Consider the following 24,323-nt stretch of genomic DNA (forward strand, 5'->3'; position numbering starts at 1 on the left):
AATGTATGGTACGCCCCATTTTGCAAGTGAATAAGCAAAATAACAGAGTTGGTTTGCGCTAATGTATTCAGAGTCTACTTGAGACTTACATTAGTCTCAGCTCTACGATGAGATCCGCGCCAGATTGTCCTCATAAGCGAGAAAGCATTTTGAATGCTGTTTTGCCCCTCAGGTCTTCAATCTGGTGGTCTAACCGTCTTGTCATCTTGATTTATCATATGCAAATCTTGGTTATGCTTTTACTTCGAATGCTTTGTGAGAGTTCATCACTGACCATGCAATACGAGCTAATTTATTAGCTAGTGCTACAACAGCGACATTGAATGGTTTGCGGCACTTCAAATCAATGAGCCACGAACCAAAGTAGCGCTCTGCAAATGCATCCCTCCACATTACTGCTCTAGCTACATGAACAAATAATTCTCTTAGCTCTTTGTTTCCGCGCTTCGATATACCCAACAATCGAGGTTTTCCTCCCGTTGTATATTGAAACGGCACTAACCCTATCCATGCTGCAAAGTTTCGCCCATTAGCAATGGTCTTTTGGGTCTCCGACAGAAGACAAGCAACACGAAGCTGTCATAGGCCCTATGCCTGGTATCGTTTGAAGCAAAATATATAGCTCGTTTTCTTTATTGAGTTCGACTAGTTTTTGGTCTTGAACAGCAATCTTTTCATTTAGTTGGTTGTAGTAGTCTAGTTGATCACGAAGCTCAAGAATGAGCTGTGGTGGAACTATAGCCTCTTTGTCTGCTAGCCACTGGAACAACTTTTTCATATTGGCATGACCGCGAGGAAAGCTAATGCCAAACTCTAACAAAATGGAACCAATTCTATTCATACAAGAGGTTCTTTCGCGAATATATCCTGTTCTGATCTTCCTAATCACCGTACTAATTTGAGCTTGTTCACTTTTCGGAGACACAAATCTCATATTAGGTCTAGTGGCAGCTTCAGCAATAGCGTCTGCATCAATGAAATCATTTTTGTGACTCTTAACGTAAGGCTTTACATATTGTGCAGGTATTAACTTGACCTTATGGCCATATTCTTGGCATTTTCGAGCTAACCAATGCGCACCACAGCATGCTTCCATTGCTATCGTCGTTGACTCTTGTTGTGAGATAAACTGAATGAGCTTAACTCGTGACAATTTGTGTCGGAAAACTTCACGGCCAGAATAGTCGTGGCCAATTAGGTGGAAAACAGACTTCCCGAGATCTATACCAATAACTTTAATAACTGACATGATGGCACCTCTATATGTTCATCGACATTGCTAATTTTAGCGTAGGTGTGGGGCGTACCATCTAATTAACAAGCTAGAGAAGCAGCGACTTCCTCCACCTTTTCGTTAACACCGTTTAAGGATTAAACCGATGATTCATTGCCCTTAAACGTGGTCACAAGCCATCTAATGAAAAATTCAAAAGCTTCCAAGGTAACTCTGAGCGCCCACCAACATCCGCATTTTTCCTCGCACTGATCTATTTCCTTCTTTTCAAAGTACAAGTTATTAATAATTCGATGTAAATCGCTTTCTTTTTCAAATTGTTGTCTACAGTTTTATAGATATTGCTTCTTCAGTAAATGCCACAGTTCACGACACCTTTTGATGGTAAGTTTTGGTTATAAGGAAAGGAAATGGAAAGCCCAATTGTCACACTCACACATGCCAGCAAAAGCTTTGTCGATGGCAAAGACACCCATCACGTATTGGAAAGTGTCGACTTCGCTTTGTCGAAAGGGGCGAGTGTGGCTTTGACCGGGGCGAGTGGCAGCGGAAAAAGTACTCTGTTGAACGTAATTGCAGGCTTTGAACCCCTGTCTGGGGGAGAGTTGTGGCTCGATGGCGAAAGCACATCAGATTGGAAAGACCCACAGTGGAGCCAATTCCGCCATCAAAAACTAGGCGTTATCTTTCAACAGTTCAACTTGTTAACCCCACTCAACGTAAAGCAAAACATCGCCTTCCCTCTTCATTTAAACCAGCAGAAATGGGGTAACTGGTGTGATTACTTAGTTGAGGTATTGGGCATCAGCGAGCTGCTCGAAAGACACGTATCGGCTCTCTCTGGCGGGCAACAACAACGGGTGGCAATAGCACGTGCGCTTGCCCATAAACCCAAGCTGCTGCTTGCAGATGAACCCACCGGCAACCTCGACCACAAAGCCGGCTTAGAGGTAATGAAGCTGCTGAGTGAAATCACCACACAAGGCAACACTGCCGTACTTTTGGTTACGCACAGCCCGGAATGTGCCAGTTTTATGCAGACAAAATTGGTGTTAGATGATGGTTGTTTAAAGAACGTAGATCGAAGCCAAACCAAAGAGCCGCAACATTGTGAGTAATCCGATGAAGCAAACTGGCTTGGGGCAGAACCAACTCACTCATACCAAACTGACGTTGAAGCTATTCACGGCACACTATCGTCAATCGCCCCTGCAAGCTGCGGCGATTCTGATCGGCATTGTACTTGCGGTCACTTTGTTTGTCGCCGTGCAAGCGATCAACCTCAATGCTAAGCGCAGTTATGCAGAATCTACCGAACAACTCAGCGCCCAAGCGCAGAACCTTATCATTCCACCAGCAGGGCAAAACTATTTGCCAGAAGCACTCTACTTTAGCTTAAGGCAAAGCGGATTAAGTGCAGCGCTGCCTGTGATTGAAGGACGAGCAAGAGATGAACAAGGCCGACGATGGTCAGTTCAAGGTAGTGAGTTGATCGCCGCCCTCACTTCTCGATCTCGTCACTCTCGTATCAACGAAGCAAGCAATAATGGCAATAGCAACGAGCAAGACATTTCCTTGTTCAATAATGCTTTACCTTTGCCGAAACTCTTAGCGGGTGAACCGATTGTGATGATGAGCCAATCACAACACCAGAGTTTGGGAGAAGTAGACACGCTCACTTTAGATGAAGTGCTCACCAACGTTGTGGTATTGCCCGATGAATGGCAGCTAGGTAGCCGGATGTTGATGGATATTGGATTCGCTCAGCAACTTCTCAACAAGCAAGGGCAACTGAGCTACATCGCTATTTTTGACACTAAGAACGACACTAACAGCAATACTCAGGATAAATGGCAAAGCCTTATTGGTGAACAAGGGCAATGGATTTCCAACAACCAAAGTACGGACCTCGGTTCGATTACCGATAGCTTTCACCTCAATCTCACCGCCATGAGCTTGTTGGCATTTTTGGTTGGCCTGTTCATCGCTTACAACGGAGTGAAATACAGTTTGCTGAAACGTAATCGGCTGTTAGTGCAAATTCAACAAGCCGGTATTGCACCTAGCATCGTATTTTCAGCTCTGCTAGTCGAGCTGATTCTTTTAGTCACACTCGGCGCATCATTTGGTTTCATTCTCGGTATTCAGCTCAGCCATTGGCTACATCCAACCGTCGCGATAACGCTCGAGCAACTGTACGGTGCAACGCTACTTCCCGGCACATGGCAGTGGCAATGGTTAGTGCAGGCACTGTTACTCACGCTGGTCGCAACGCTTGTCGCATGTTGGCAGCACTTTAAACAGCAAGTACGACAACCACTCTCTTCCCATGGTGGTTTCTATCAAGCGCCGGAAGCGTCGAACGAAAACCAACTGTTTGTTATCGGATCAGTATTAACTTTTCTCGCGTTAGCCGGGTTATGGTTGAGCGAACATCATCGCTTCACCATGGCGTGGCTCGGTGTATTAGTGGTGTCGATTCCTTTATATCTGCCCAAAACACTTAGCGTGTTAGCGAACTGGAGCGAAAAACGTACCCAATCGGGATTAGTACAATATCTGTTTGCCGAGCTGCGTGAACTTATCTCCCCTCTATCCCTCGCTATGATGGCGTTGCTTCTCGCTGTCACCGCCAATTTAGGAATGAACACCTTAGTCGGCAGCTTTGAATCCACGTTAAAGCAATGGCTTGAACAGCGCTTACATGCCGATATTTACGTTAGCCCTGCCCAAGGGGAAATAGCAGATGTGGAACGTGCGTTAGAACAGTTTGAGAACGTTGCTACTGTCTATAAGCAATACTACGTCGATGATAACTTGCAGGGCTTGCCGATTTTGCTCGGCACCAAAGACAAAGACACACTTGGGCACACCATGGTGTTCCAATCCCACCTTGATGACTTCTGGACGCGCTTTTACCAAGGTAAGTTAGTCGCGATCAGCGAACCCACTGCGGTGAAGCTCGGCTTGCCGCTTGGGAGCCCACTCAAGCTCGATGCGCTCCATGACAAAACACTCGTCGTCGGGGCAGTTTTTCATGATTATGGCTCGCCGAATGGCGAAGTGTTGCTTGCCCCTGATTTATGGCTCGAAAGCGGATTTACTGACTTACCCACTAGCTTGGGCGTCAAAGTCTCTGGCAATCCACAAGTGGTGTACGAACAGCTACGCCAACAACTCAACCTGCACCCGAGTCAGCTTTACGATCAAGCACAGATCAAATCCCTCGCTTTGGATATCTTTTCACAAACTTTTGCCATCACTCGAGCACTCAATGGCGTCACTTTAATGGTGGCGGTGATTGGGTTGTTTTGCGCCTGTTTCATGTTGCTCGATGCACGCAAGGCCGCTATTGCAAGGTTGTATGCGCTCGGTGTTAGCCAGCGAAAACTGATGGCGATGGTGATAGGACAAATCGTCGTTCTGGTCACCTTTACTCTGTTTATTGCCTTACCACTTGGCGCTATGGTCGGTTATGTGCTGACGGACATCGTTACTCTGCGCGCCTTTGGTTGGAGCTTAAATTACGTATGGAATTGGAGTGACGCAATCAGCATCGCGGCCATCACCATTTTAGTCGCTGTGATTGCAACCTTGATTCCATTGTGGCGTTTGGTCAGTCAACCGGTCGTGTCTAGCTTGCAAAGCGAGGTGTTGTGATGAATCAGGCAATAAAAGTTTTCGTTCTCACACTTGGCATCTTGCTCCTTTTAGGGTGCGAGGAGTCCACTCAGCCATCAGCTCAAAATATGGGTTCGATACTCGGTACTGGAACACCAACCCAGAATGAAACGGCAATCGATCAAGCGCAATTTGCTCCAGTAGTAAAAGGGATCGACATTACCTTCCCTTCTGATCATCAAGCACATCCAGATTTCCGTCATGAGTGGTGGTATTTGACCGCGAACTTAATTGATGAAGACGGTAATGCATTTGGCGTGCAGTGGACACAGTTCCGCTTCGCAGCTGCGCCACAAGAAAATGACAAAGGTGCTAAGAAAACGACGTGGCAAAGTCAGCAAATCTATATGGCGCACAGTGCCGTCACCACCGAAGACATACACTACGCCGATGAAAAATGGTCGCGCGATCAAGCTGAACTGGCTGGAGTAAGTGCTTCGCCGTTCCGTGTTTATCTCGATGATTGGCAATGGACGTCGACGACCGACGATCTATTCCCAGCGACATTGGTCGCTAACTCGGCTCAATTTGGATACTCGCTTAAGTTAACCAACAGCGCGCCTTATCAAAAGCAAGGCGACCAAGGCTACAGCACCAAAAGTAGCGATGGCAAAGTGGCATCCTATTACTACAGCCAGCCGTTCATCAACGTGTCGGGCAAGGTGACCATTGATGGTGTCGCTCATCAAGTTTCCGGTAAAGGTTGGATAGACAGAGAGTGGAGTTCGCAGTTTTTACTCGACTCGCAACAAGGGTGGGATTGGTTTGCGCTTAGGCTGAGTGATGCAACCAGCTTGGTGGTGTTTCAGCTTCGTGACTCAACAACAGGCAAAGCCAGCTATTCCCATGCGAGGTTAATGCAGGAAGATGGCTCTGGTGTCGCGATTAATCAACAAGGCATCAGCTTAACGGCTATCAAGAAAACTAAAATCGATGGACGTGACTACCCTACTGAGTGGCAAATATCGATTCCAAACCAACAAATCGAACTGACCGTCTCAGCACTCAATCCAAATGCCAAAATGCCGCTGTCGGTTCCTTATTGGGAAGGGCCAATCGTGATTAAAGGTTCTCATTCCGGATCTGGCTACATGGAGCTGACCGGGTATTAGAGCATGCATTACTAACAACAAATACATATCGATAACTACGGGCTAAACCACTTTCATCCAAAGCCTTCACAGCTGAAGGTTTCTTGCCATTCGTTATGTTCTATTTAGCTTAACGCCTGTTGAAAAATACCTAATTTAACCAAACATTCAGCTCCCCTAAAATACCAATCAGATGGTTAGAGGAGATAGTACATGATTAGCTCAGCACACAATGATGAACTCAATAGATACATAGAGAAGCTAGACTTAAACCTTACAAAGGCTCAGGTTCGAGAACTTGGTTGGCTACAAAGCGATCAAGATGCAAAGAAAGACAAAGCAGTATTGGGCTCGTGGTTTTTCTTTGCTTTCTTTGGCTTATGTACGTCTGCCTGCCTAGCGCTTCTGGTGTATCTATCATGAAGATAAACAAAACAATGACCACGTATAACCAACATGGAACGTTCAATTGGTTTGAGGTCGACGGAGATACGTACATATTGTTCAAGGTGGGTACTACAAGCGCCCTTTTGAACCACCACTATGACGATGTCACCGAACAACAGAGCGAAATATATCGGTTGTTAAGCACGGTCCCATAAGCCCCTACTCCATGTATTTACTCACGGGGTATCTATTTACTTATACTCTACCTACTCACTAACTAGCTAAAATATCCGCTCTTTTGGGAAAAACGGCGAACTATAACAAACGGTTCTTATACTGTTCAGGCGTTTGGTTCGCGTAACGTTTGAACATGGTGATAAATGGGCTTGCTTGGTTATAACCCAATGTAAGTGCAACCTCCTTAACCGATTGGCCGTTTCTCAACAAGTCCATTGAGTAAAGGTAGCGCACTCGTAGTCGCCACTCGGTAAAGCTCATTCCGAGCTCCGTCTGGCAGTGGCGAGAAAGGGTTCTTTCCGTGGTGTGGACACGTTCAGCCCAATCTTTCAACGTCACTTCATCGGTTGGGTTCTCTTCAACAGAAGCCAATATTGGCGCGAGGTACTTATTGTCGGTCGAAGGTAAAAAGTGGTGTTCAACCTCACGCTGCGCAAGTTGGTCAAGCAGTACCTGAACGAGTCTTTGATCTTGTTCTGTCTCCGCAACATTTATCCCACGATCGCGAAAGTCATCGATAATAGAAGACACAATCGGCGTGATCTTTATAAGACTGGTTTTATCTGGCAGATGTTGCGTTAGCTCTGGGGCGATATTTAGCGAACAGTAGTCCAAAGGCTTACGGTTATAACTGCAATGCATCACCCCGGCCGGTACCCAAATCGCCAAATGTGGTGGCGCTAGAAATCGGGTGCTTTCCGCTTCCATCTCTAATATACCGCCACTGATCAACTGGACCTGTCCCCATGAGTGGCTATGAACTCGAGTTTCAGTGTTCGAAAGAAACGCTTCAAAATTCATAAATACGTTGGATGGTGCCTTATCAATTGATAAGGATGGATGAAGGTTTCTGGACTGTTTTTTCAAACTTGTCTTCCTATCGCGCCTGATGTCTTTCTAAAGATACTTGTAAGTATAACGACCTGTCAAACTAGCCGCATCAACTCATTTGCGACGGAATTCACATGCATTATCTCTTACCATTTTTTACAGTCTGCATCTGGGGCGCCAATGCAATCGTCAATAAGCTTGCTGCAAGCACTATAGAACCAAGCGCGATGAGTTTTTACCGCTGGTTTTTTGCGATGTTAATTCTCACGCCTTTCTGCATCCGTCCGGTAATCAAACAGTGGGCAGTTATTAAACCAAACTTGTCTAAATTAGCTTTCCTCGGCTTTTTGGGCATGGTGTTGAACCAATCGTTGGGTTACTACGCGGGCTTAACGACAACCGCTTCCAACATGGCATTGATCACATCTTTAGTCCCATTGATCAGCGTGTTTCTAAGCGTTCCTTTGTTACATAAATCGATTTCTAGTTTAAGCATCGTTGGGGGTGTATTGTCTCTATCAGGCTTGGCTCTGATGCTAGGTAAAGGCGACCCTTTGTTCTTCATGCATCAAGAATTGACTCAGGGCGATGGCTACATGCTGATTGCGGCGTTTGTTTATGCTTCTTACTGTGTGTTATTGAAACGATGGAAAATGCCGATCAGTAGTTGGGTGGTGATTTACATGCAGGGTCTGTTTGCCGTCGCGATGCTTACACCACTTTGGCTTACCAGCGAACAGCTTTTACCACCACAACAAGCGATCCCATTGATAGCTTACGCAGCGGTTGCCGCTTCGATTCTAGCACCTTGGATGTGGGTGAAGGCGATTGACACCATTGGTGCTGATTCAAGCGCTATGTTCATGAACTTGCTTCCGGTTGTTGCTATCGTATTAGCTGCGACATGGCTGGGCGAAGAGATTAACCAGTTCCACATCATTGGTGGTGTGATGGTGATTTCCGGTGTCATCCTTGCTCAAATCAAAAGAAAACCAAGGCTTGAGGCTCCTCTACCTCAGCAAAGCTAGTCCACTTAATTGGCAACAATACCCCGGTCCATTTCCCGCTCAGTACCTGCCTCATTAGCAGGTACTGTTGTTTATTGCCGATTTCTCGATTCATGACTCTCTGATTTTATTTTTCGTTCACGAAACTTTTAAGTACTTTTGATAACGGTGTTTACTATTGCACTATCTCAGCAACTCCCGTTTAATGAACCGAGTATGGTTTAAATGTTCGAAAAGTTAGAATAACTCTCCCAGAAAGCAGGTAACTGTTACAGTAATCACTGACTTACTGTCTACAATCCTGATTAGGATGAGCTCTTACTGCAAGCAAGTAAAACGAATAAAAAGCCTAAAGGCTTCAATTTGCACCAGCATGTTGAATCATAACTTAACGGATCTGCAGCAGTTATAACTTCGCTTACTCAAAATTACATTTCATTAGTGCGAAATACACTCAAAAGCTTCCTGAACAGTAATCCAAAAGGAAATATCTACGCGAAGGACCTATACTTTATTCAAGAGTAAAAATGAGCTAAATAACAAACAAATTTTACTACCACTTTAGTAGTAAAGGCACTAGAATGATTTAACTAAACCGGATTAACAGCGGTTAGTTGGCTATAACAAAATAAGGTACCGCAATGAGTACCAAACGGCTTAGAAACACCTAGCATTGCGCTAGGTGTTTTTTTTTTGCAATCGACCTATCTAGTGACTTAATCAGTATTTCTATTCTCTTGCTTGATATCACTTCATCCATGTTTGCCATTTTCCTCATACGCCTTTAAGCACCAATATTCATCAACTGATCATCTGTTTGAAAAAATAGTCTTAATCATGAGATTATCTGCTTTAACTTATGTCATCTTACGTATATTGTTATTAGCAAGTAACAAGCATGTTATATAACAAAATAATAATGAAGGAAGATAGATGAGCAGTAGCAATAGCCGACAAGATGGCAAACGAGACGTTACTCTGCGTTTTTTAGCTGAACCCGGGGATGTGAACTTTGGTGGTAAAGTTCATGGTGGTGCCGCAATGAAGTGGATCGATTTAGCAGCCTATGCTTGTTCCGCAGGTTGGAGCGGCAAATACTGTATTACGGCCTATGCTGGCGGAATTCGATTCGTAGCCCCAATTCACGTTGGCAACCTTGTTGAGGTCAGCGCAAAGGTCATCTATACAGGCTCATCTTCAATGCATATTGCTATCGACGTGCAAGCCAGTGACCCTAAAGAGCTCAATAACCGCCTGACGACTCACTGCATCGTTATTATGGTCGCTGTTGATGAAAATGGTAACCCAACGAAAGTACCAGAGTGGATACCAGAGACACCAGAAGACATCGAGTTACGAGACTCAGCTATTCGCCTAATGAACATGCGAAAACAGATTGGTGAAGAAATGGAAGCCCACGTGAAATACCTTAAGTAAGGTTCACCAGCAACGCTACCCTCCAAAACCTTATTACAACGCCAAGCACCTGCTTGGCATTGTTCTATATGGTTCTTTCTTGCTCCGTATAGCCAAGTCTTCAGCACACCCAATGCGACCTATTCAGAGCGTGATACCGAGCCAAACGTTAAAATGAATCAGCACTTGCTCATCGATTTATTTTGACTGTAATAAAGTCGTCATTTTGCTCTGATTAAATACCGCCAATCATAATGGATGTATTTGAATTTCCCGGAGCCACACTTGAGCGTCACACGCCCCACTCTTAGCGAATCTACACTGAATAATTTGAAGGCTGTTGAGTACCAATGGGTTAGAACCTTGTACGTTGAAGGCTACGACAGCAATGAAATCAACCACTATATCCAAACATGTTTTGGCGGGGATCAGACATTCGCCGATCTATTTCGTCGCGTCGCACTCGATCAAGAAAGCATCTATGTACTGTTGCAACACTTAGGCTGCGCTCCCTCGAGCAAAGAGTTCTAGTGTCTGAACCTTACAAAGCTCAATGGATATATAATACCAATTCCATAACCCTTGAGAATGTTAATTGAAAACTCTGTAACTACCTCTCGCCTCCCTATACATTTTCAGTGCAATTTCGGGTTTTGTTGCATACAAATCATTGAAGTCTCACGCATTGGAATATTCGCAACATATCAATAGACTTAGAGCTGCTTATACTGAGTGTCTGATTTGTGAGACTAGTTCATTTATAGAAGTAACAAAAATGAACGAGTCGATATTTAGGAGAGAAGTGACTCGAAGCTTTGAACATGAAAGCGGTTATCAGCACAACAATGTTGATGAATACAAGAGTTGATAAGTGAAGCAGACACAAACAAAGCAAAAAGTAGCAGGCATAAAAAAACCCAAGTAAATACCTGGGTTAGAGTTACAAAAACCACTAATCATTAATAGCGTAAGGAACCTGATTAGTAGCCAGCTATGCGTAACCTGAGGGTTATTTTTATTACTGATCGGCGGCCAAACCAAATGATGTAATAAAAATGCCAATATAGAGCGACCTAACGGTCGCTCTTTTTCTTTCTTATAGGGTACAGCTTATCCTTTTACACCACCTGCCGTCAAACCGCCAACTAACCAACGTTGAGCAAGTAAGAACACGATAGTAATCGGAAGTGCTGATAGCACAGCCGCTGCCGCAAAGTCACCCCATAGGTAGTTCTGAGGGTATAGATATTGCTGCATACCTACCGCTAGTGTGTAAGAGTTCACATCAGTAAGCAGGATAGATGCTACTGGCACTTCACCTACTGTTGCGATGAATGACAAGATAAACACAACCGCTAGGATTGGCACAGACAACGGCAGTAGAACCAGTCTGAATGCTTGCCAAGGCGTTGCGCCATCCAGTGCAGCAGCCTCTTCCAAAGAGTTATCAATCGTCTCAAAGTAGCCTTTAATCGTCCATACGTGCAGTGCAATACCACCTAGGTAGGAGAAGATCAGACCGCCGTGTGTATTCAAACCTAAGAACGGAATGTATTGACCAAGTTTGTCGAACAACGCGTAGATAGCCACTAGAGCAAGTACCGCTGGGAACATTTGGAAAATCATCATCGCTTTCAGGATAGTTTCTTTACCCTTGAAGCGCATACGAGCAAATGCGTAAGCCGATGTCGTAGACAGTGCCACAATCAAGATAGACGTCACACCCGCTACTTTAACTGAGTTCCATAACCAAGTTAGTACTGGGAATGGAGGTGGCGTTACCGAACCATCTGCGTTTGTCACTGAAATACCTAGTGCTAGCTTCCAGTGTTCCAATGATGGGTTATCTGGAATCAAGCTACCCGTTGCGAAGTTACCCTCACGGAATGAGATCGCGATGATCATCAGTAGTGGGAAGATAATCATTGCCAAGAAGCACCACAACACTGCATGCGTTGCCCACACTCGGTATTTAAGGCCTTTACCTTGTACCATAGCCATTGTCGTGCTCCTTAATCTTGAGACAGTTTAGTGAAACGAAGGTTTAGTAACGCTAGTGCACCAACCAATAGGAAGATAAGCGTTGCGATAGCACTTGCTAGACCGAAGTCTTGACCGCCGCCGCCTTCGAATGCGATTCGGTACGTGTAGCTTACAAGCAAGTCTGTGTAACCCGCAGGCTCAGAAGTGCCAATCATGTTCGGGCCACCGTTCGTCAATAGTTGAATCATTACGAAGTTATTGAAGTTAAAGGCAAACGCAGCAATCAGTAGCGGTGTAAGCGGTTTAATCATCAATGGGAACGTAATGCGCTTGAAGTTATCAAGGAAGTTCGCTCCATCAATCGCTGATGCTTCGTATAGGTCATCAGGAATCGCTTTCAACAGACCCATACATAGAATCATCATGTAAGGGAAACCTAGCCATGTGTTAACAATCAACACCATAGTTTTCGCAAGAACTGGGTCTGAGAACCAGTTCGGGCTTAAGCCGAAGATATTCTCTAGTACCATGTTGATCTCACCAAAGCTCTGGTTGAATAGACCTTTAAAGATAAGGATCGAGATGAACGCTGGTACGGCGTAAGGCAGAATCAAAAGAACACGATAAATAGAGCGGCCTTTTAGCTCTTCCCATTGCACGATGTTCGCTAGTACAAGACCGATGACAAGTGTGAACACTACGGTACATACAGAAAAGATAACCGTCCAAATAAAGATACTGATAAACGGTTCTTTGATGCCGTCATCTTTCCACACACGTTCGAAGTTATGTGTGCCGATGCTAACTACGAACCCCGGAGAAATAGTGTTACCTGTGAACTCACCATTGGCATCAACAGGTTGGTAGAAACCCAATTCCATATTTGGCTTGAGAACAACACCCTTTTCGTTGTTGATTAACGTTTCGTCATCATCTTGAAGGGTGTAAAGCGGAGCAACAGACGCGAACTTACGTAAGCCACTCATGCGGATGTCACCACCGTCCGGTAGATTGAAATCAACACCACTGATCGCTGCTCGGTTTTGGATGATCGCTTTGATCTTCTCTTTTTCACCTTGCGCAGACTCGATTACAGATAGGTCCATTTCTGTCGCTGTCATATTATCTAGAGAGAATACGTCAGTCGCTAACAGCTGGTCGCCATCTTTAACCACAATCTGGTGACCGTCGTCTGTCTTATACAAAGTGAATGGGTAGCTATCACCACTTTGGAAGGTGCGGTCTAGAAGAACGGTTTGAGTACGTTCTAGAGAAAGCTGGTTTTTTGCGCTGTAGTTTGTAAACGCAAGCCCTACGGTGTATGCCAATGGGAAAAGAATGAACAAGATCATTCCGGCAATACCAGGGTAAATATAACGGTGGGCGTAAGTTTTCTTACTACCAAAAATGTAAAGTGCCAAAGCCGTTAAGATCACTGTAAGCAACGCAAAGGCGAGCTCACCGCGAGAATACATTAGAATTGTAGCGTAGCCGTTTATTAAGCCAACGCTACCAAGCAACCCCCATTTGATGAAGACGCTTTTACTGCCTGGAAGGCTTGATGGTGCTGGGATAGCATCTGTACCTTGAACTGACTGCATAGAGGAACCTGCTAGCGATATAGATAAAAAATAGAAAAGTAAGGAGAGGTTGCCCTCTCCTTAAAAGGTAGTACCTGGGTGTTACTTAACCATACGACCTTCAGCAGCTTTTAGTGCTTGGTCTACTGATTGACGGCCGTCAACTACGTTGCCGATCGCTTCTTCCATGCTGTACCAGAATGTTGTGAACTGAGGGATGTTAGGCATGATTTCACCGTTCATCGCGTTGTCCATTGTTGCTGCAATACGAGTATCGCTGTCTAGTTGACGTTGGAAAGAGTTAAGAGCAACAGCGCCTAGTGGCTTGTCGTCGTTCAGGCTCTTCATACCTTCATCAGTTAGTAGGTAGTTTTCCATGAACTCAACAGCTAGGTCGCGGTTTGGAGAAGCAGTGCTGATACCGCCCGCCCATACACCAACGAAAGGTTTAGACGCTTTACCGTTGAACTTAGGTAAAGTTGTTACGCCGTAATCTACGCCAGCTTTCTTGATGTTTTCCCAACCCCAAGGGCCGTTGATTGTCATTGCAACGTTACCCGCAACAAATTCAGACTCAGCAACTGAGTAATCCATGTCTGCAGAGATAACTTTGTCTTGTACCATCTTCTCGATGAAACCTAGAGACTTCTGAACACCTTCAGTCGCTACGCCCGCATCTTTAATGTCGTAACCTTCAGCAGTTTGTTTGAATGCGTAACCGCCATCAGCTGCAAGTAGAGGCCATGTGAAGTAAGCGCCGCCACGTAGAGGCCACATGATTGCTTTCTTGCCGTCTTTTTGAAGTTCAGCGTTAAGTGCTGGGATCTCTTCCCAAGACTTAGGTGGGTTAGGCACAAGTGCTTTGTTGTAGATTAATGAAACTGACTCAACCGCTACAGGGTATGCGATTGTTTTGCCTTCGTATGAAACAGCGTCCCATGCGAAGTCTACGATACCTTCTTTAGTTTCTTTAGAAGGTTTGATATCAACAAGAAGTCCCGCTTCTGCATAACCACCAAAACGGTCATGTGCGTAGAAGATCATATCTGGGCCATCGCCAGCTGCTGCTACTTGTGGGTTGTGGGAATTTCTCTTCTAGCTTATCAGGGAAAGCAACTGTTACTTTAACACCAGTATCTTCTTCAAAGCGTTTACCTACTTCAGCCATGCCTTCGTAAGCTTTGTCACCACCTACCCAGATTGTTAGTTGTCCTTCTTCGATAGCAGCGTTTGCACCAAAAGAACCCAGAGCAACCAATGTACCTAGAGCTACAGCGCTTAGAGCGTTTTTCATGTGAATATCCTTTTTATATTTATACGTAGGGCACATCAACCAAGACGAGCCAGTTTTCGGAGGTTATGATCTGAGAAAACAGACCCTAGCTCATCATCCTAGCCACTACGCCCTAGCTAGTATGGCTTAAATTCGTGATCGCCATCCGGTCAGATTAGAGATTGAAATCACAAAACGCATAGTCATCGTGATCAACATCACCGTTATGTGGTGGATTTATTTGAACTGGATCGCCAATTATTAATAACCCCGTATATCTACTCCTCCCCTCCTACTCCCCCTAGTTAATTTTCCATTAGGAGGATGTACCCTTACGCCATTTCACCGAAACTGCATTCATCCAAGAGTGGATAGTAAGAACCCTTTACCGGCAAGTGTTATGCGTTGACGCATTATTCATTTAGTTGGCTTCACTGCCCGCTGGTGTCTTATATTAGCATCGAGCTAAATCTGTGATTGAATCACGGGGGAGGTTTAGCTGGATGTGGGGGAAATAGGCATCAGTTTGGCTATGACGGGTGAGCTTGGTTAAAGAAGCCAAGTCTCACCCACTTTTTTCTTACTCACTCAATACTTACCAATTCCTACAGTTACTGCTGAACCAAAAATTTCTTATAATGATAAGCAGTAAAACTTAAAATTTGATCGATCGAGGACAAGCTAGATGGCGAGTGTCACGTTAAAAAACGTTTATAAATCATATGGTGATGTACAGATTTCTAAGGACGTAACCTTAGACATCCACGAAGGTGAATTCGTAGTATTCGTTGGACCATCAGGTTGTGGTAAATCGACGCTATTACGTTGTATCGCAGGTCTAGAAGACATTACGTCTGGTGATTTGTACATTGGCGACGAACGCATGAATGACGTTGAACCGTCAAAGCGTGGCGTAGGTATGGTGTTCCAATCTTACGCGCTTTACCCTCACCTTAACCTTTACGACAACATGTCTTTTGGCCTTAAGCTAGCAAACGCAGATAAAGCTGAGATTGATAAGCGTGTTGAACATGCCGCTGAGATTCTTCAGCTTGGTCACCTACTAGAGCGTCAACCAAAAGCACTTTCAGGTGGTCAACGTCAACGTGTCGCGATTGGTCGTACTCTTGTTTCTCAACCAAACGTATTCCTACTCGATGAGCCGCTATCAAACCTAGATGCAGCACTACGTGTTCAAATGCGTTCGCAAATCACGAAGCTACAACGCCAGCTTGGCTGCACTATGATCTACGTTACCCACGACCAAGTGGAAGCGATGACAATGGCTGACAAGATCGTTGTTCTTGATGGTGGTTACGTATCTCAAGTTGGTAAGCCACTTGACCTATACCACTACCCTCAAAACCGTTTCGTTGCTGGCTTTATTGGTTCACCGAAGATGAACTTCATGTCTGTACACATTGAGCAAGCCGAAGCAGAGCGCGTATTAGTGCAGCTTTCTAACGGCATGACTTTCTGGATTCCTGTTGACGGCACGACTGTTAATGCAGGTGACCGCATGTCTCTGGGTGTTCGCCCTGAGCACTTGATGTCTGCTGAATCTGGTGATGCAACGATTGAAGGTGAAGTAATGATCGTTGAGAAACTAGGTAACGAAACTCAGGTTTACCTAAATCTTGAAAGTGCAGATGCTGACGTTATCTACCGTCAGCCAGACACGCTAACGGTTGAACCTGGTGACAAGCTAGCGATTGGTATTCCAGCGCACCGTTGTCACCTGTTCCACAGCGATGGTCGCGCATGTCGCCGTCTATACAAAGAGTACGGTACCGACTAATCGCACAGCCTTTTAGGATGTAACTTGCCCATATCGAATCCCTCTTACTCAGTAAGGGGGATTTTTTTATGTGCTGGGTATTTTTATGTGTTGGATACGAGTTTCACTTACATTGAATCGTTCATGAATTAACCATTTGCTCTTTCGTTAGCAGCAATAAAAAAGGTCTAGCAATCGCTAGACCTTTGTCAGTGAGTCAGGCTATAAACCCAACCGCTAATATCACTTCTTTCAGACAAGAGACCTGTCTAAGTCAACTTAGTGAATTGGCGTATCATTCTGTTTGTTGAACTGGCCAAAATGCTTTTCTAACACTTCTGGAGTCAGTTTGCCTTCTGCTTCTAGTCGCTTAAACTCAGCAACGATCGCTTTTTGCTCTTCAAGTGATGGCAGTTTTACCTCAGGCTCATCGCCCATCTCTTGAGTCATCTGCTCTAGTTCTTTTTCAAAATCGCTCATGATACTTACCTAAATATTAAACCTAACGAGATTTTACTCATTTACGCCCTATGATGCTAGGGTGATTGAAAGCAAAGCCCGAAGCCAGATCAAGCTAAGGCCAGATAGAAGAAAGCAAGTCTGAGAACAAAAAGAGCCGGATCCATGTAAAATGAACCCAGCTCTTCGTATAACCTATCTGCTTAAGCCAAATTAAGACTGATACGGATTAAAGCTTAAACGAACCGACCATCTTATCTAGACGAGAAGACAGGTCGCGAAGCTCTTGGCTCGCCTCTGCAAGTTGTTCTGCAGTGCCTGTTGTCACTTCGTTGATTGCGTTGATCTCTTCAATGTTCTGGTTGATGGTGTGAACCACGGTTGATTGCTCTTCCGTTGCCGTTGCCACTTGAGTGTTACGATCTGAGATATCAACGATACGATCTGAAATACCACCCAGTACATCTACCGCTTCATCCGATGCTGATACGCCTTCAAGGGTAATCACCTTGCCTGCACTCATCGCCGTAACCGCATCTTTCGCATCGCTCTGCAGTTGGTTGATCATCTTCTGAATCTCTTCCGTTGAATCTGCAGTGCGACTTGCTAAGTTACGTACTTCATCAGCGACTACCGCAAAACCACGACCTTGCTCGCCGGCACGCGCTGCTTCAATCGCTGCGTTCAATGCAAGTAAGTTAGTTTGTTCTGAAATATCACGGATAACACCCAGAATAGAACCAATGTCTTGAGTTGTAGAAGCAAGCTGTTCTACGACTTGACCCGTACTTTCGATATCTTGAGCTAAACGGCTAATCGCATCTTTTGCTTTGTTGACTACAGAGCGACCTACTTCCGTATTGTCCGAAGCTTGTGTTGCCGTTTCTGCTGCGGTGGCCGCGTTCGATGCAATCTCGCTAATCGTCATACCCATTTGGTTAATGGCTGCCACTACTTGAAGGGTTTGATCGCGTTGCTCTTGGCTGTTGTCGTGGGTGATGTGTGCTTTATTAGATACACTCTCAGCAGCTACTTGAAGCGCTTGGCTTGTCGAACACACCTCTTTCATCGACTCGTGAATCTTTTCAATGAATCCGTTGAAGCCTCTTGAGAGCTGTGCGATTTCATCATTGCCTTTCACTTCGATACGCTGTGCAAGGTCACCATCACCTTCACCTAAATCGCCGAAGCGCTTGGCCAAAAGTTTAATCGGTTGAGTAATGCTGTTCGCAAGAACTACGCCCATTAGAATAAACACTAATGCCACAACCGCAGTCATAATCAGCATCTTTTGCGCTGTTGCATCTAACTCAGCAAACACTTCATCTGTCGGAACCACACCAATAACGAACCAGTCCATTGACGACACGTATAGACTCGCAACGAATAGTTCTTTGCCTTGGCTTTCAGTGGTAATCAGGTTAAAGCCTGACTTATTGAGAAGTTGGCTTGCTTGAGGGCCATAAAGTTGTTGAAGGGAAGAGTCACTGCGCGAGCGTTCGCGGTGAATCTGTACGTCACCTTGGCTATCAGTTAAGTATACAAAGCCAGTATTCTCAATCTTGAAGCCATTAAGAAGACTCACCATGTCGTCCATCGATTTTGATAGGCCAGACATCGCTAAACCAGAAGGCTGCTGGTAGTTAGCGAACATCTTCACTTCGCCATTGGCTTCTTGGAACATGCTCACCATGGTCGGCTGCCCAGATTGCGTAAAGCCAAAGAACCAACCATCTTGTTGTTGGTTAAGCTGGCGTAAGAAACCATTTTGGTTCCAGTAGTAAGCCGTTTGACGGTTCGCTACTGAAGCATCATTTAAGTTGTATTGGTTACGCACATTATTCAGTTGTTTAACCAGCTTATTTTCGAGTGCCGGTTCACGTTCAGTCGATTCGATAGCGTCAGAAATAAATTCATTTGAAGCAATTTGTTCCGCTGCCAGCAATAGCTGAGACACTTCACGATCAATTTCACCATTGATTCGCTCTAGCATTCCTGGAAGTTCAATGTCGATCAATCGATGACTTAATACATCTCTTGCTTGTTGTTGTGCCATCGCGCCGACAATCACTGTCGATGCAAGAACCGCAAAGGTAATTCCAAGTACAACTTTTTGTTTGATACTCAGAGAATTAGTTTTAAACATATTTGGACCTTTAAAAAGAATCGCTCGTTATTGGTATACCCTGAACAGGACTTTTTGAGTGCACTCCAACAAGCAATGCACAATCTGAGTGATGTATCGACCACAACCAATAAAACTAGAGACTTTTCTCTCAAAAAATTGCAAAAGTGATGTAACAATTGAAACTAATCATCCTGAATATGAATTAACTAAGCACAGACAGCAATGTCGAGAGTCTATAGTCAGCTATCCCCCCTTGGAGCTCATCGAATTCATACCACGCCCCACCGCCGAGCTTTTGTATATAAAAATCAATGGATATGGTAATGATCACGACCTTGCATTGTTTTTAGCTAACCACTTGTAAATATTTCCAATTTTGAAAAAATAAATTACGCAAATGTACTGGAACTTTTTCCTCGAAATCAGTGACCAATACTCAAAATAAAAATCAAATGGATACCCAGAGAGTCCAAAATGCACAAAACGAATTTCGAAGTCCTTCAAAGCTACTTAGAGTCTCAAATCATTGGTCAAAAAGAGCTTGTTAAGCAACTGATGATCGCCCTGTTAGCCGATGGTCATATCCTCGTTGAAGGACCTCCCGGCCTAGCAAAAACTCGCGCCGTAAAATCACTGGCTGACTGTGTTGAGGGTGACTTTCACCGCATTCAATTCACTCCCGATTTATTGCCTGCTGACCTAACTGGTACCGATATCTTCCGACCAGAAACGGGAGAGTTCACCTTCCAGTCTGGCCCGATTTTTAACTCGCTGATTTTAGCGGATGAGATCAACCGAGCTCCGGCGAAAGTTCAAGCGGCGATGTTGGAAGCGATGGCAGAGAAACAAGTGACTGCCGGACGAAAAACCTATGCGCTGCCTGAACTGTTCTTGGTGATGGCAACACAGAACCCAATTGAGCAAGAAGGTACATATCCACTGCCAGAAGCCCAGCTAGACCGTTTCCTACTGCACCTAGAAGTTGAATACCCGGATATGGAGAGTGAGCTTGAAATCCTACGACTCAATCGCGGTGAAGCTCAAGGCAACGAATCGGTTCAGCCACAACAGATATCTCAACAAACTATTTTTGAAGCTCGCCAAGAAGTACTCAACATTCACATGGCAGACACCATTGAGCAGTACATCATCAGGCTGGTAATGGCGACGCGCCAGCCTAAGCAATACAGTGACCAACTCGATCAATGGTTGGATATGGGGGTCAGCCCGCGTGCAACTATAGCCTTAGACCGCTGTGCTCGTGCACACGCTTGGCTTGCAGGCCGCGATTATGTTACTCCACAAGATGTTCAAGCGATGGCATTTCCTGTACTGCGCCACCGTCTGCTTCGTAGCTATCATGCACAAGCTGAAGGGGTCACTGCAAACCAAGTGATCGCACACCTTATCTCACTGGTTGGTAGCGCATAGGGATACGCGCATGAATAATCAACTACCTAACCACAGCGACGGCGTGATGCTGAATCTGGATGAACTGCTGCAATACAAGGCGCAGTCTGTTCGATGGTTGCCTCCGGCTAAGAGCCTTTGGTCACAACTCAATGGCCAACATGAGAGCAACCGCAAAGGACGCGGGATGAATTTCTCGGAAGTTCGTCAATACCAAGCTGGAGATGACATCCGCAGCATTGATTGGCGCGTAACAGCTAGAACAGGTAAAGCACATACTAAGTTGTTCTCTGAAGAAAGAGAGCAACCGGTCATTTTGTTCTTGGATTTATCAAGCAGCATGATTTTCGGCTCAACCTTGTTACTCAAATCGGTTCAACTGGCGCACTTTGCTAGTCAACTTTGTTGGCTAACTGTGGCTCAAAAAGACCGGATTGGCGCTGTGATCGATACAGGCAAAGAGGTCATTGAGATTAAGCCAAGTGCAAGCAACCATGCCCCACTGCGTATTTTGCAAAAAGTCATAGAAATCAATAATGCAGCACTAGCCAATCACGACAATCACGACAATCAGAATGATACGACGTTAGAGCATGGACTGAAATCTCTGCATCAGCTTTGCCCGAAAGGGAGCGATATTATTATCCTCAGTGACTTTGTGCGTTACCAAGAAAGTGACTACTCACTTATCAGCCAAATCCGCAGGCATAACCGTGTGCGTCTAGTGCATTTCTATGACCCGTTAGAGCAAGGTGAGACCGCCTATAAAGGTTCGAAACAGGTCACCGATGGGAGCAAAACTCAATGGTTTAATTTCTCTTCTAACAAAGAAAAGCAAAAACTCAACCATGCTTTTTCGCTTAAGAAGCAGCAGCTCCAACAAATGGGCTTATCTCTCGCAATACCTTATAGCTCGCTGTCGAGTGCACAGTCACTCATGAGCCAGATATCAGGAGCTCAGTCATGAAGCAGCCCTTAGATTTAAGCCCTGTGATTGCGCCTGACGCCCCGACCTGGTGGCCTTTGGCATGGGGTTGGTGGGCAGTCACTATCACTACCATTGTCCTGATTGCCTTCGTGTTTTTCATTGTAAAACGCAGAAAAACCAATCAACGGGCGAAGCAAGAAGCGCTGTCTTACTTCAACAATAGTCAGTCTCCAGAGAGCTTGTCTCCAAGTGAAGCTCAACGCATTCTTCGTCAGGCTGCACTGAGCTATTTCCCACGCGAAAAAGTGGCAAGCCTAGCTAGCGATGATTGGTTGAAGTTCTTAGATACACAATTGGCGAAGCCGCTATTCGTAGCAAAGCAATCCCAATGGCAGCAAGCGCTCTATCAAGATGCAACCTCAATGAGCGACGAACAGAAAAAGGCTCAACAGCAATTGGTTGACGACTGCGAAACGTGGCTTCGTAAAGCCCTGCCCCCAAAGCGAGGTAGTCATGACTGATCTTCTAAGCACTAACTTGTTAAACATCGAGTTCGTTTGGTGGTGGATGTTTTTCCTCGCACCACTGCCGCTTCTCGTTTACTTATTCTCACCTAAAGCAGAATCAAGCCATGCCCTACGGCTGCCGTTTCTGCCAGAAGACAGTAATACCAAGACACCAAGCAGTCGCTTGCCAAAGGTGTTGTCAGTCATTATTTGGCTTTTGCTAGTAACGGCAACCGCCCGTCCAGTTTGGTATGGCGAACCCGTTGAGTTTCAGCCGAAGCACCGAGATTTGATGCTGGTTGTCGATCTCTCCTATTCGATGAGCCAAGAGGACATGCAGTTCAATGGCGAATACATCGACCGATTATCAGCGGTGAAACGAGTATTAAGTGACTTTATTGACCGCCGTAAAGGTGATCGCGTGGGACTTGTACTATTTGCTGATCACGCCTATTTACAGACCCCGCTTACGCTAGACAGAGATACGCTTTCACAGCAGCTCAATCAAGCTGTGTTAAAGCTGATTGGTACGCAAACCGCGATTGGTGATGGAATTGGCCTTGCCACCAAAACCTTTGTCGATAGCGATGCGCCTCAACGAGTGATGATTTTGCTCAGCGACGGCAGTAACACCGCCGGGGTGTTAGATCCACTAGAAGCGGCGGATATTGCAAAGAAATACGATGCGACCATTTACACCGTGGGTGTCGGTGCTGGCGAAATGATGGTTAAAGAGTTCTTCATGACTCGTAAGGTTAATACCGCCCAAGACTTAGATGAACGCACACTAATGGAAATCGCTAAACGCACTGGCGGTCAGTACTTCCGAGCGCGTGACAGTAAAGAGTTAGCAACGATTTACGACACCATCAACCAATTAGAGCCAGTGACAAACGCCACCAAGATCTGGCGACCACAACAGGAGTGGTTTGTTTGGCCACTGTCTGCGGCAATGTTCTTCGCATTTATGCTGTTAGCCATTAGGAGAAACAATGTCTAACTTTACTTTTATCTACCCATATTGGTTCTTGGCTCTTGCCGTGCTGCCCGCTATTTGGTGGCATAGCAAGAGACAATCCAAGCAAGGGTTATTGGCGTCACACATCGCCCGTTATTTGGCTCCTGAATCGAACAAACCCTCGAAAAGCCGCAGCACTTATTTCGGTGTTTGGTGGTTGGTCGGCGTTACTGCGTTGGCAGGACCAAGCTTCGAGAAAAACGAACAGCCGAGCTTTGAAAAAACGCAGGCGCGCGTTGTGATTATGGATATGTCGATGTCTATGTATGCCACCGATATCAAGCCGAGTCGCTTAACTCAAGCTCGATACAAGGCTCTGGATCTACTTTCATTGTGGAAGGAAGGGCTAACCGGCATGGTGGCGTACGCTGGCGATGCTTACACCATTAGCCCGCTAACATCAGATATCAACACCATTAAGAACCTAGTACCTAACCTATCGCCAGATATCATGCCTTATCAAGGCGGTGACGCTGCATCTGCAGTTAAGCTTGCGATTGAGATGATGACTCGCGCGAAGATCTATCAAGGTGACTTGGTATTGATTGCTGATGACATCGATAACCAAGAGAAAAAGGAGATCGACTCGTTGCTCTCTGGCAAAAATTGGACATTGTCGGTTTTAGCCGTTGGGACTGAAAGCGGTGCACCAATCTCGTTACCCACTGGCTCGATGTTGCAAACCGACTCAGGAAAAACTGTGGTGGCAAGAACCAACTTAATGAACATGCGTGAGCTTACCAGAAGCTATGGCGGAACGTTCACTGAGGTTCAATTTGATAACTCAGATGTTGAACACATCGCGAGCCACCTCGACCGAGTTGCTACAACGTCAGAAGTGACGAAGACCAATAACTCACTCAATACCAGAGTGAACAGCGGTTTCTGGTTGCTTCCTTTCCTATTTCTTCCTGCACTAGGACTATTCAGAAAAGGGGTTATCTGGTGTGCCTTAGCTATGGTTATCTCTTTTAGCCAACCAAATACTGCGTTTGCGAACCCGTGGAAAACCGATGATCAAGTAGGCTATCAGTTATATCAAGATGAGGACTTCCAACAAGCGGCTGAACAGTTCACCCAGCAAGAGTGGAAAGGCATTGCTCAATATAAAGCTGGCGATTTCGAAGCCGCAGAGCAGACGCTGCAAGACCTTTCTGGTGAAGATGCTCGCTACAACCTTGCAAATGCCCAAGCGCAACAAGGCAAGTACGACGAAGCGATAAAAGAGTATCAACAGATTCTCGAAAGCAACCCTGAGCATGCTTATGCGAAGAAGAACCTAGAGATTGTCGAACAGGCTCAGAAGCAACAGCAAGGCGATTCTGACTCCAAAGACCCGAAAGACCAAAACCAAGACCAGCAAGGTCAGCAAGGTCA

At 45.4% G+C, this 24,323-nt stretch carries 18 protein-coding genes and 3 pseudogenes; 14 read left to right on the top strand and 7 right to left on the bottom strand.

Annotated elements, in window-relative coordinates:
- Positions 1-231 precede the first annotated feature (231 nt).
- Positions 232-1,249 (bottom strand): annotated as a pseudogene (locus BCT34_RS13505) (IS110 family transposase).
- Positions 1,250-1,644: 395 nt separating this feature from the next.
- Between BCT34_RS13505 and BCT34_RS13510 the strand changes: the two are divergent.
- From BCT34_RS13510 to BCT34_RS13525, 4 genes are all read left to right on the top strand, one after another.
- Complete coding sequence (locus BCT34_RS13510) at positions 1,645-2,352, top strand: ABC transporter ATP-binding protein (RefSeq protein ID WP_076654983.1); 708 nt, start codon at positions 1,645-1,647, stop codon at positions 2,350-2,352.
- A 4-nt stretch (positions 2,353-2,356) separates the two neighbouring features.
- A complete protein-coding gene (locus BCT34_RS13515) occupies positions 2,357-4,894 on the top strand; it encodes an ABC transporter permease (RefSeq protein WP_076654980.1) in 2,538 nt (845 codons plus the stop codon).
- The gene (locus tag BCT34_RS13520) at positions 4,894-6,027 is read left to right on the top strand and encodes a lipocalin-like domain-containing protein (protein ID WP_076654977.1); all 1,134 of its coding nucleotides are present in this window, start codon (positions 4,894-4,896) and stop codon (positions 6,025-6,027) included. The genes BCT34_RS13515 and BCT34_RS13520 overlap by 1 nt, the downstream gene beginning before the upstream one ends.
- A gap of 192 nt (positions 6,028-6,219) precedes the next feature.
- Complete coding sequence (locus BCT34_RS13525; RefSeq protein WP_076654974.1) at positions 6,220-6,429, top strand: hypothetical protein; 210 nt, start codon at positions 6,220-6,222, stop codon at positions 6,427-6,429.
- Positions 6,430-6,708: 279 nt separating this feature from the next.
- On the opposite strand, the gene BCT34_RS13535 is transcribed toward BCT34_RS13525, so the two are convergent.
- Entirely contained in the window at positions 6,709-7,497 is a 789-nt protein-coding gene (locus BCT34_RS13535; protein ID WP_017081402.1) for a helix-turn-helix transcriptional regulator, read from the bottom strand.
- 98 nt (positions 7,498-7,595) lie between these two features.
- Here BCT34_RS13535 and BCT34_RS13540 point away from each other — a divergent pair, with 98 nt between their 5' ends.
- The 4 genes and pseudogenes from BCT34_RS13540 to BCT34_RS13550 all read left to right on the top strand — a co-directional run bounded on the left by BCT34_RS13540 (position 7,596) and on the right by BCT34_RS13550 (position 10,415).
- Complete coding sequence (locus BCT34_RS13540; RefSeq protein ID WP_076654970.1) at positions 7,596-8,489, top strand: DMT family transporter; 894 nt, start codon at positions 7,596-7,598, stop codon at positions 8,487-8,489.
- Between the two features lie 276 nt (positions 8,490-8,765).
- Positions 8,766-8,993: pseudogene (locus BCT34_RS24795) on the top strand (peptide ABC transporter substrate-binding protein); the annotation flags it as partial.
- Between the two features lie 408 nt (positions 8,994-9,401).
- Positions 9,402-9,905 (top strand): acyl-CoA thioesterase, encoded by a 504-nt coding sequence (locus BCT34_RS13545; RefSeq protein WP_019822926.1) that lies wholly within the window; start codon positions 9,402-9,404, stop codon positions 9,903-9,905.
- A 237-nt stretch (positions 9,906-10,142) separates the two neighbouring features.
- Positions 10,143-10,415, top strand: coding sequence for a hypothetical protein (locus BCT34_RS13550; protein ID WP_083702841.1), 273 nt, complete (start codon positions 10,143-10,145; stop codon positions 10,413-10,415).
- Positions 10,416-10,994: 579 nt separating this feature from the next.
- Here BCT34_RS13550 and malG read toward each other — a convergent pair.
- The 3 genes and pseudogenes from malG to malE form a co-directional block, all read right to left on the bottom strand.
- Positions 10,995-11,885: a maltose ABC transporter permease MalG gene (malG, locus tag BCT34_RS13555; RefSeq protein WP_017633186.1), complete on the bottom strand. Its 891-nt coding sequence runs from the start codon at positions 11,883-11,885 to the stop codon at positions 10,995-10,997.
- A gap of 11 nt (positions 11,886-11,896) precedes the next feature.
- Positions 11,897-13,468 carry a maltose ABC transporter permease MalF gene (gene malF / locus BCT34_RS13560; protein WP_076654969.1) on the bottom strand — a complete coding sequence of 524 codons (1,572 nt, stop codon included), beginning with the start codon at positions 13,466-13,468 and terminating at the stop codon, positions 11,897-11,899.
- An 81-nt stretch (positions 13,469-13,549) separates the two neighbouring features.
- Positions 13,550-14,741 (bottom strand): annotated as a pseudogene (gene malE, locus BCT34_RS13565) (maltose/maltodextrin ABC transporter substrate-binding protein MalE).
- Positions 14,742-15,405: 664 nt separating this feature from the next.
- Here malE and malK point away from each other — a divergent pair.
- Positions 15,406-16,518: a maltose/maltodextrin ABC transporter ATP-binding protein MalK gene (gene malK / locus BCT34_RS13570; protein ID WP_076654968.1), complete on the top strand. Its 1,113-nt coding sequence runs from the start codon at positions 15,406-15,408 to the stop codon at positions 16,516-16,518.
- A 258-nt stretch (positions 16,519-16,776) separates the two neighbouring features.
- Here the strand turns inward: malK and BCT34_RS13575 are convergent, their stop codons facing one another.
- Both BCT34_RS13575 and BCT34_RS13580 read right to left on the bottom strand, forming a co-directional pair.
- Entirely contained in the window at positions 16,777-16,977 is a 201-nt protein-coding gene (locus BCT34_RS13575) for a hypothetical protein (RefSeq protein WP_010431457.1), read from the bottom strand.
- Between the two features lie 208 nt (positions 16,978-17,185).
- Positions 17,186-19,102 carry a methyl-accepting chemotaxis protein gene (locus tag BCT34_RS13580; protein WP_076654967.1) on the bottom strand — a complete coding sequence of 639 codons (1,917 nt, stop codon included), beginning with the start codon at positions 19,100-19,102 and terminating at the stop codon, positions 17,186-17,188.
- A 456-nt stretch (positions 19,103-19,558) separates the two neighbouring features.
- Here BCT34_RS13580 and BCT34_RS13585 point away from each other — a divergent pair, with 456 nt between their 5' ends.
- The 5 genes from BCT34_RS13585 to BCT34_RS13605 all read left to right on the top strand — a co-directional run.
- A complete protein-coding gene (locus tag BCT34_RS13585) occupies positions 19,559-20,515 on the top strand; it encodes a MoxR family ATPase (RefSeq protein WP_076654966.1) in 957 nt (318 codons plus the stop codon).
- A gap of 10 nt (positions 20,516-20,525) precedes the next feature.
- Entirely contained in the window at positions 20,526-21,461 is a 936-nt protein-coding gene (locus tag BCT34_RS13590; RefSeq protein ID WP_076654965.1) for a DUF58 domain-containing protein, read from the top strand.
- Positions 21,458-21,943, top strand: a complete 486-nt coding sequence (locus BCT34_RS13595; protein ID WP_076654964.1) for a DUF4381 domain-containing protein — start codon at positions 21,458-21,460, stop codon at positions 21,941-21,943. The genes BCT34_RS13590 and BCT34_RS13595 overlap by 4 nt, the downstream gene beginning before the upstream one ends.
- Positions 21,936-22,928 (top strand): VWA domain-containing protein, encoded by a 993-nt coding sequence (locus tag BCT34_RS13600; protein WP_076654963.1) that lies wholly within the window; start codon positions 21,936-21,938, stop codon positions 22,926-22,928. The genes BCT34_RS13595 and BCT34_RS13600 overlap by 8 nt, the downstream gene beginning before the upstream one ends.
- The coding region (locus BCT34_RS13605; protein ID WP_102300649.1) for a VWA domain-containing protein at positions 22,921-24,323 on the top strand (1,403 nt) is incomplete at its 3' end. The genes BCT34_RS13600 and BCT34_RS13605, both read left to right, overlap by 8 nt.

Origin of the sequence: Vibrio sp. 10N.261.45.E2 (genome assembly GCF_002875705.1) — a bacterium.
Taxonomy (GTDB): Bacteria; Pseudomonadota; Gammaproteobacteria; order Enterobacterales; family Vibrionaceae; genus Vibrio.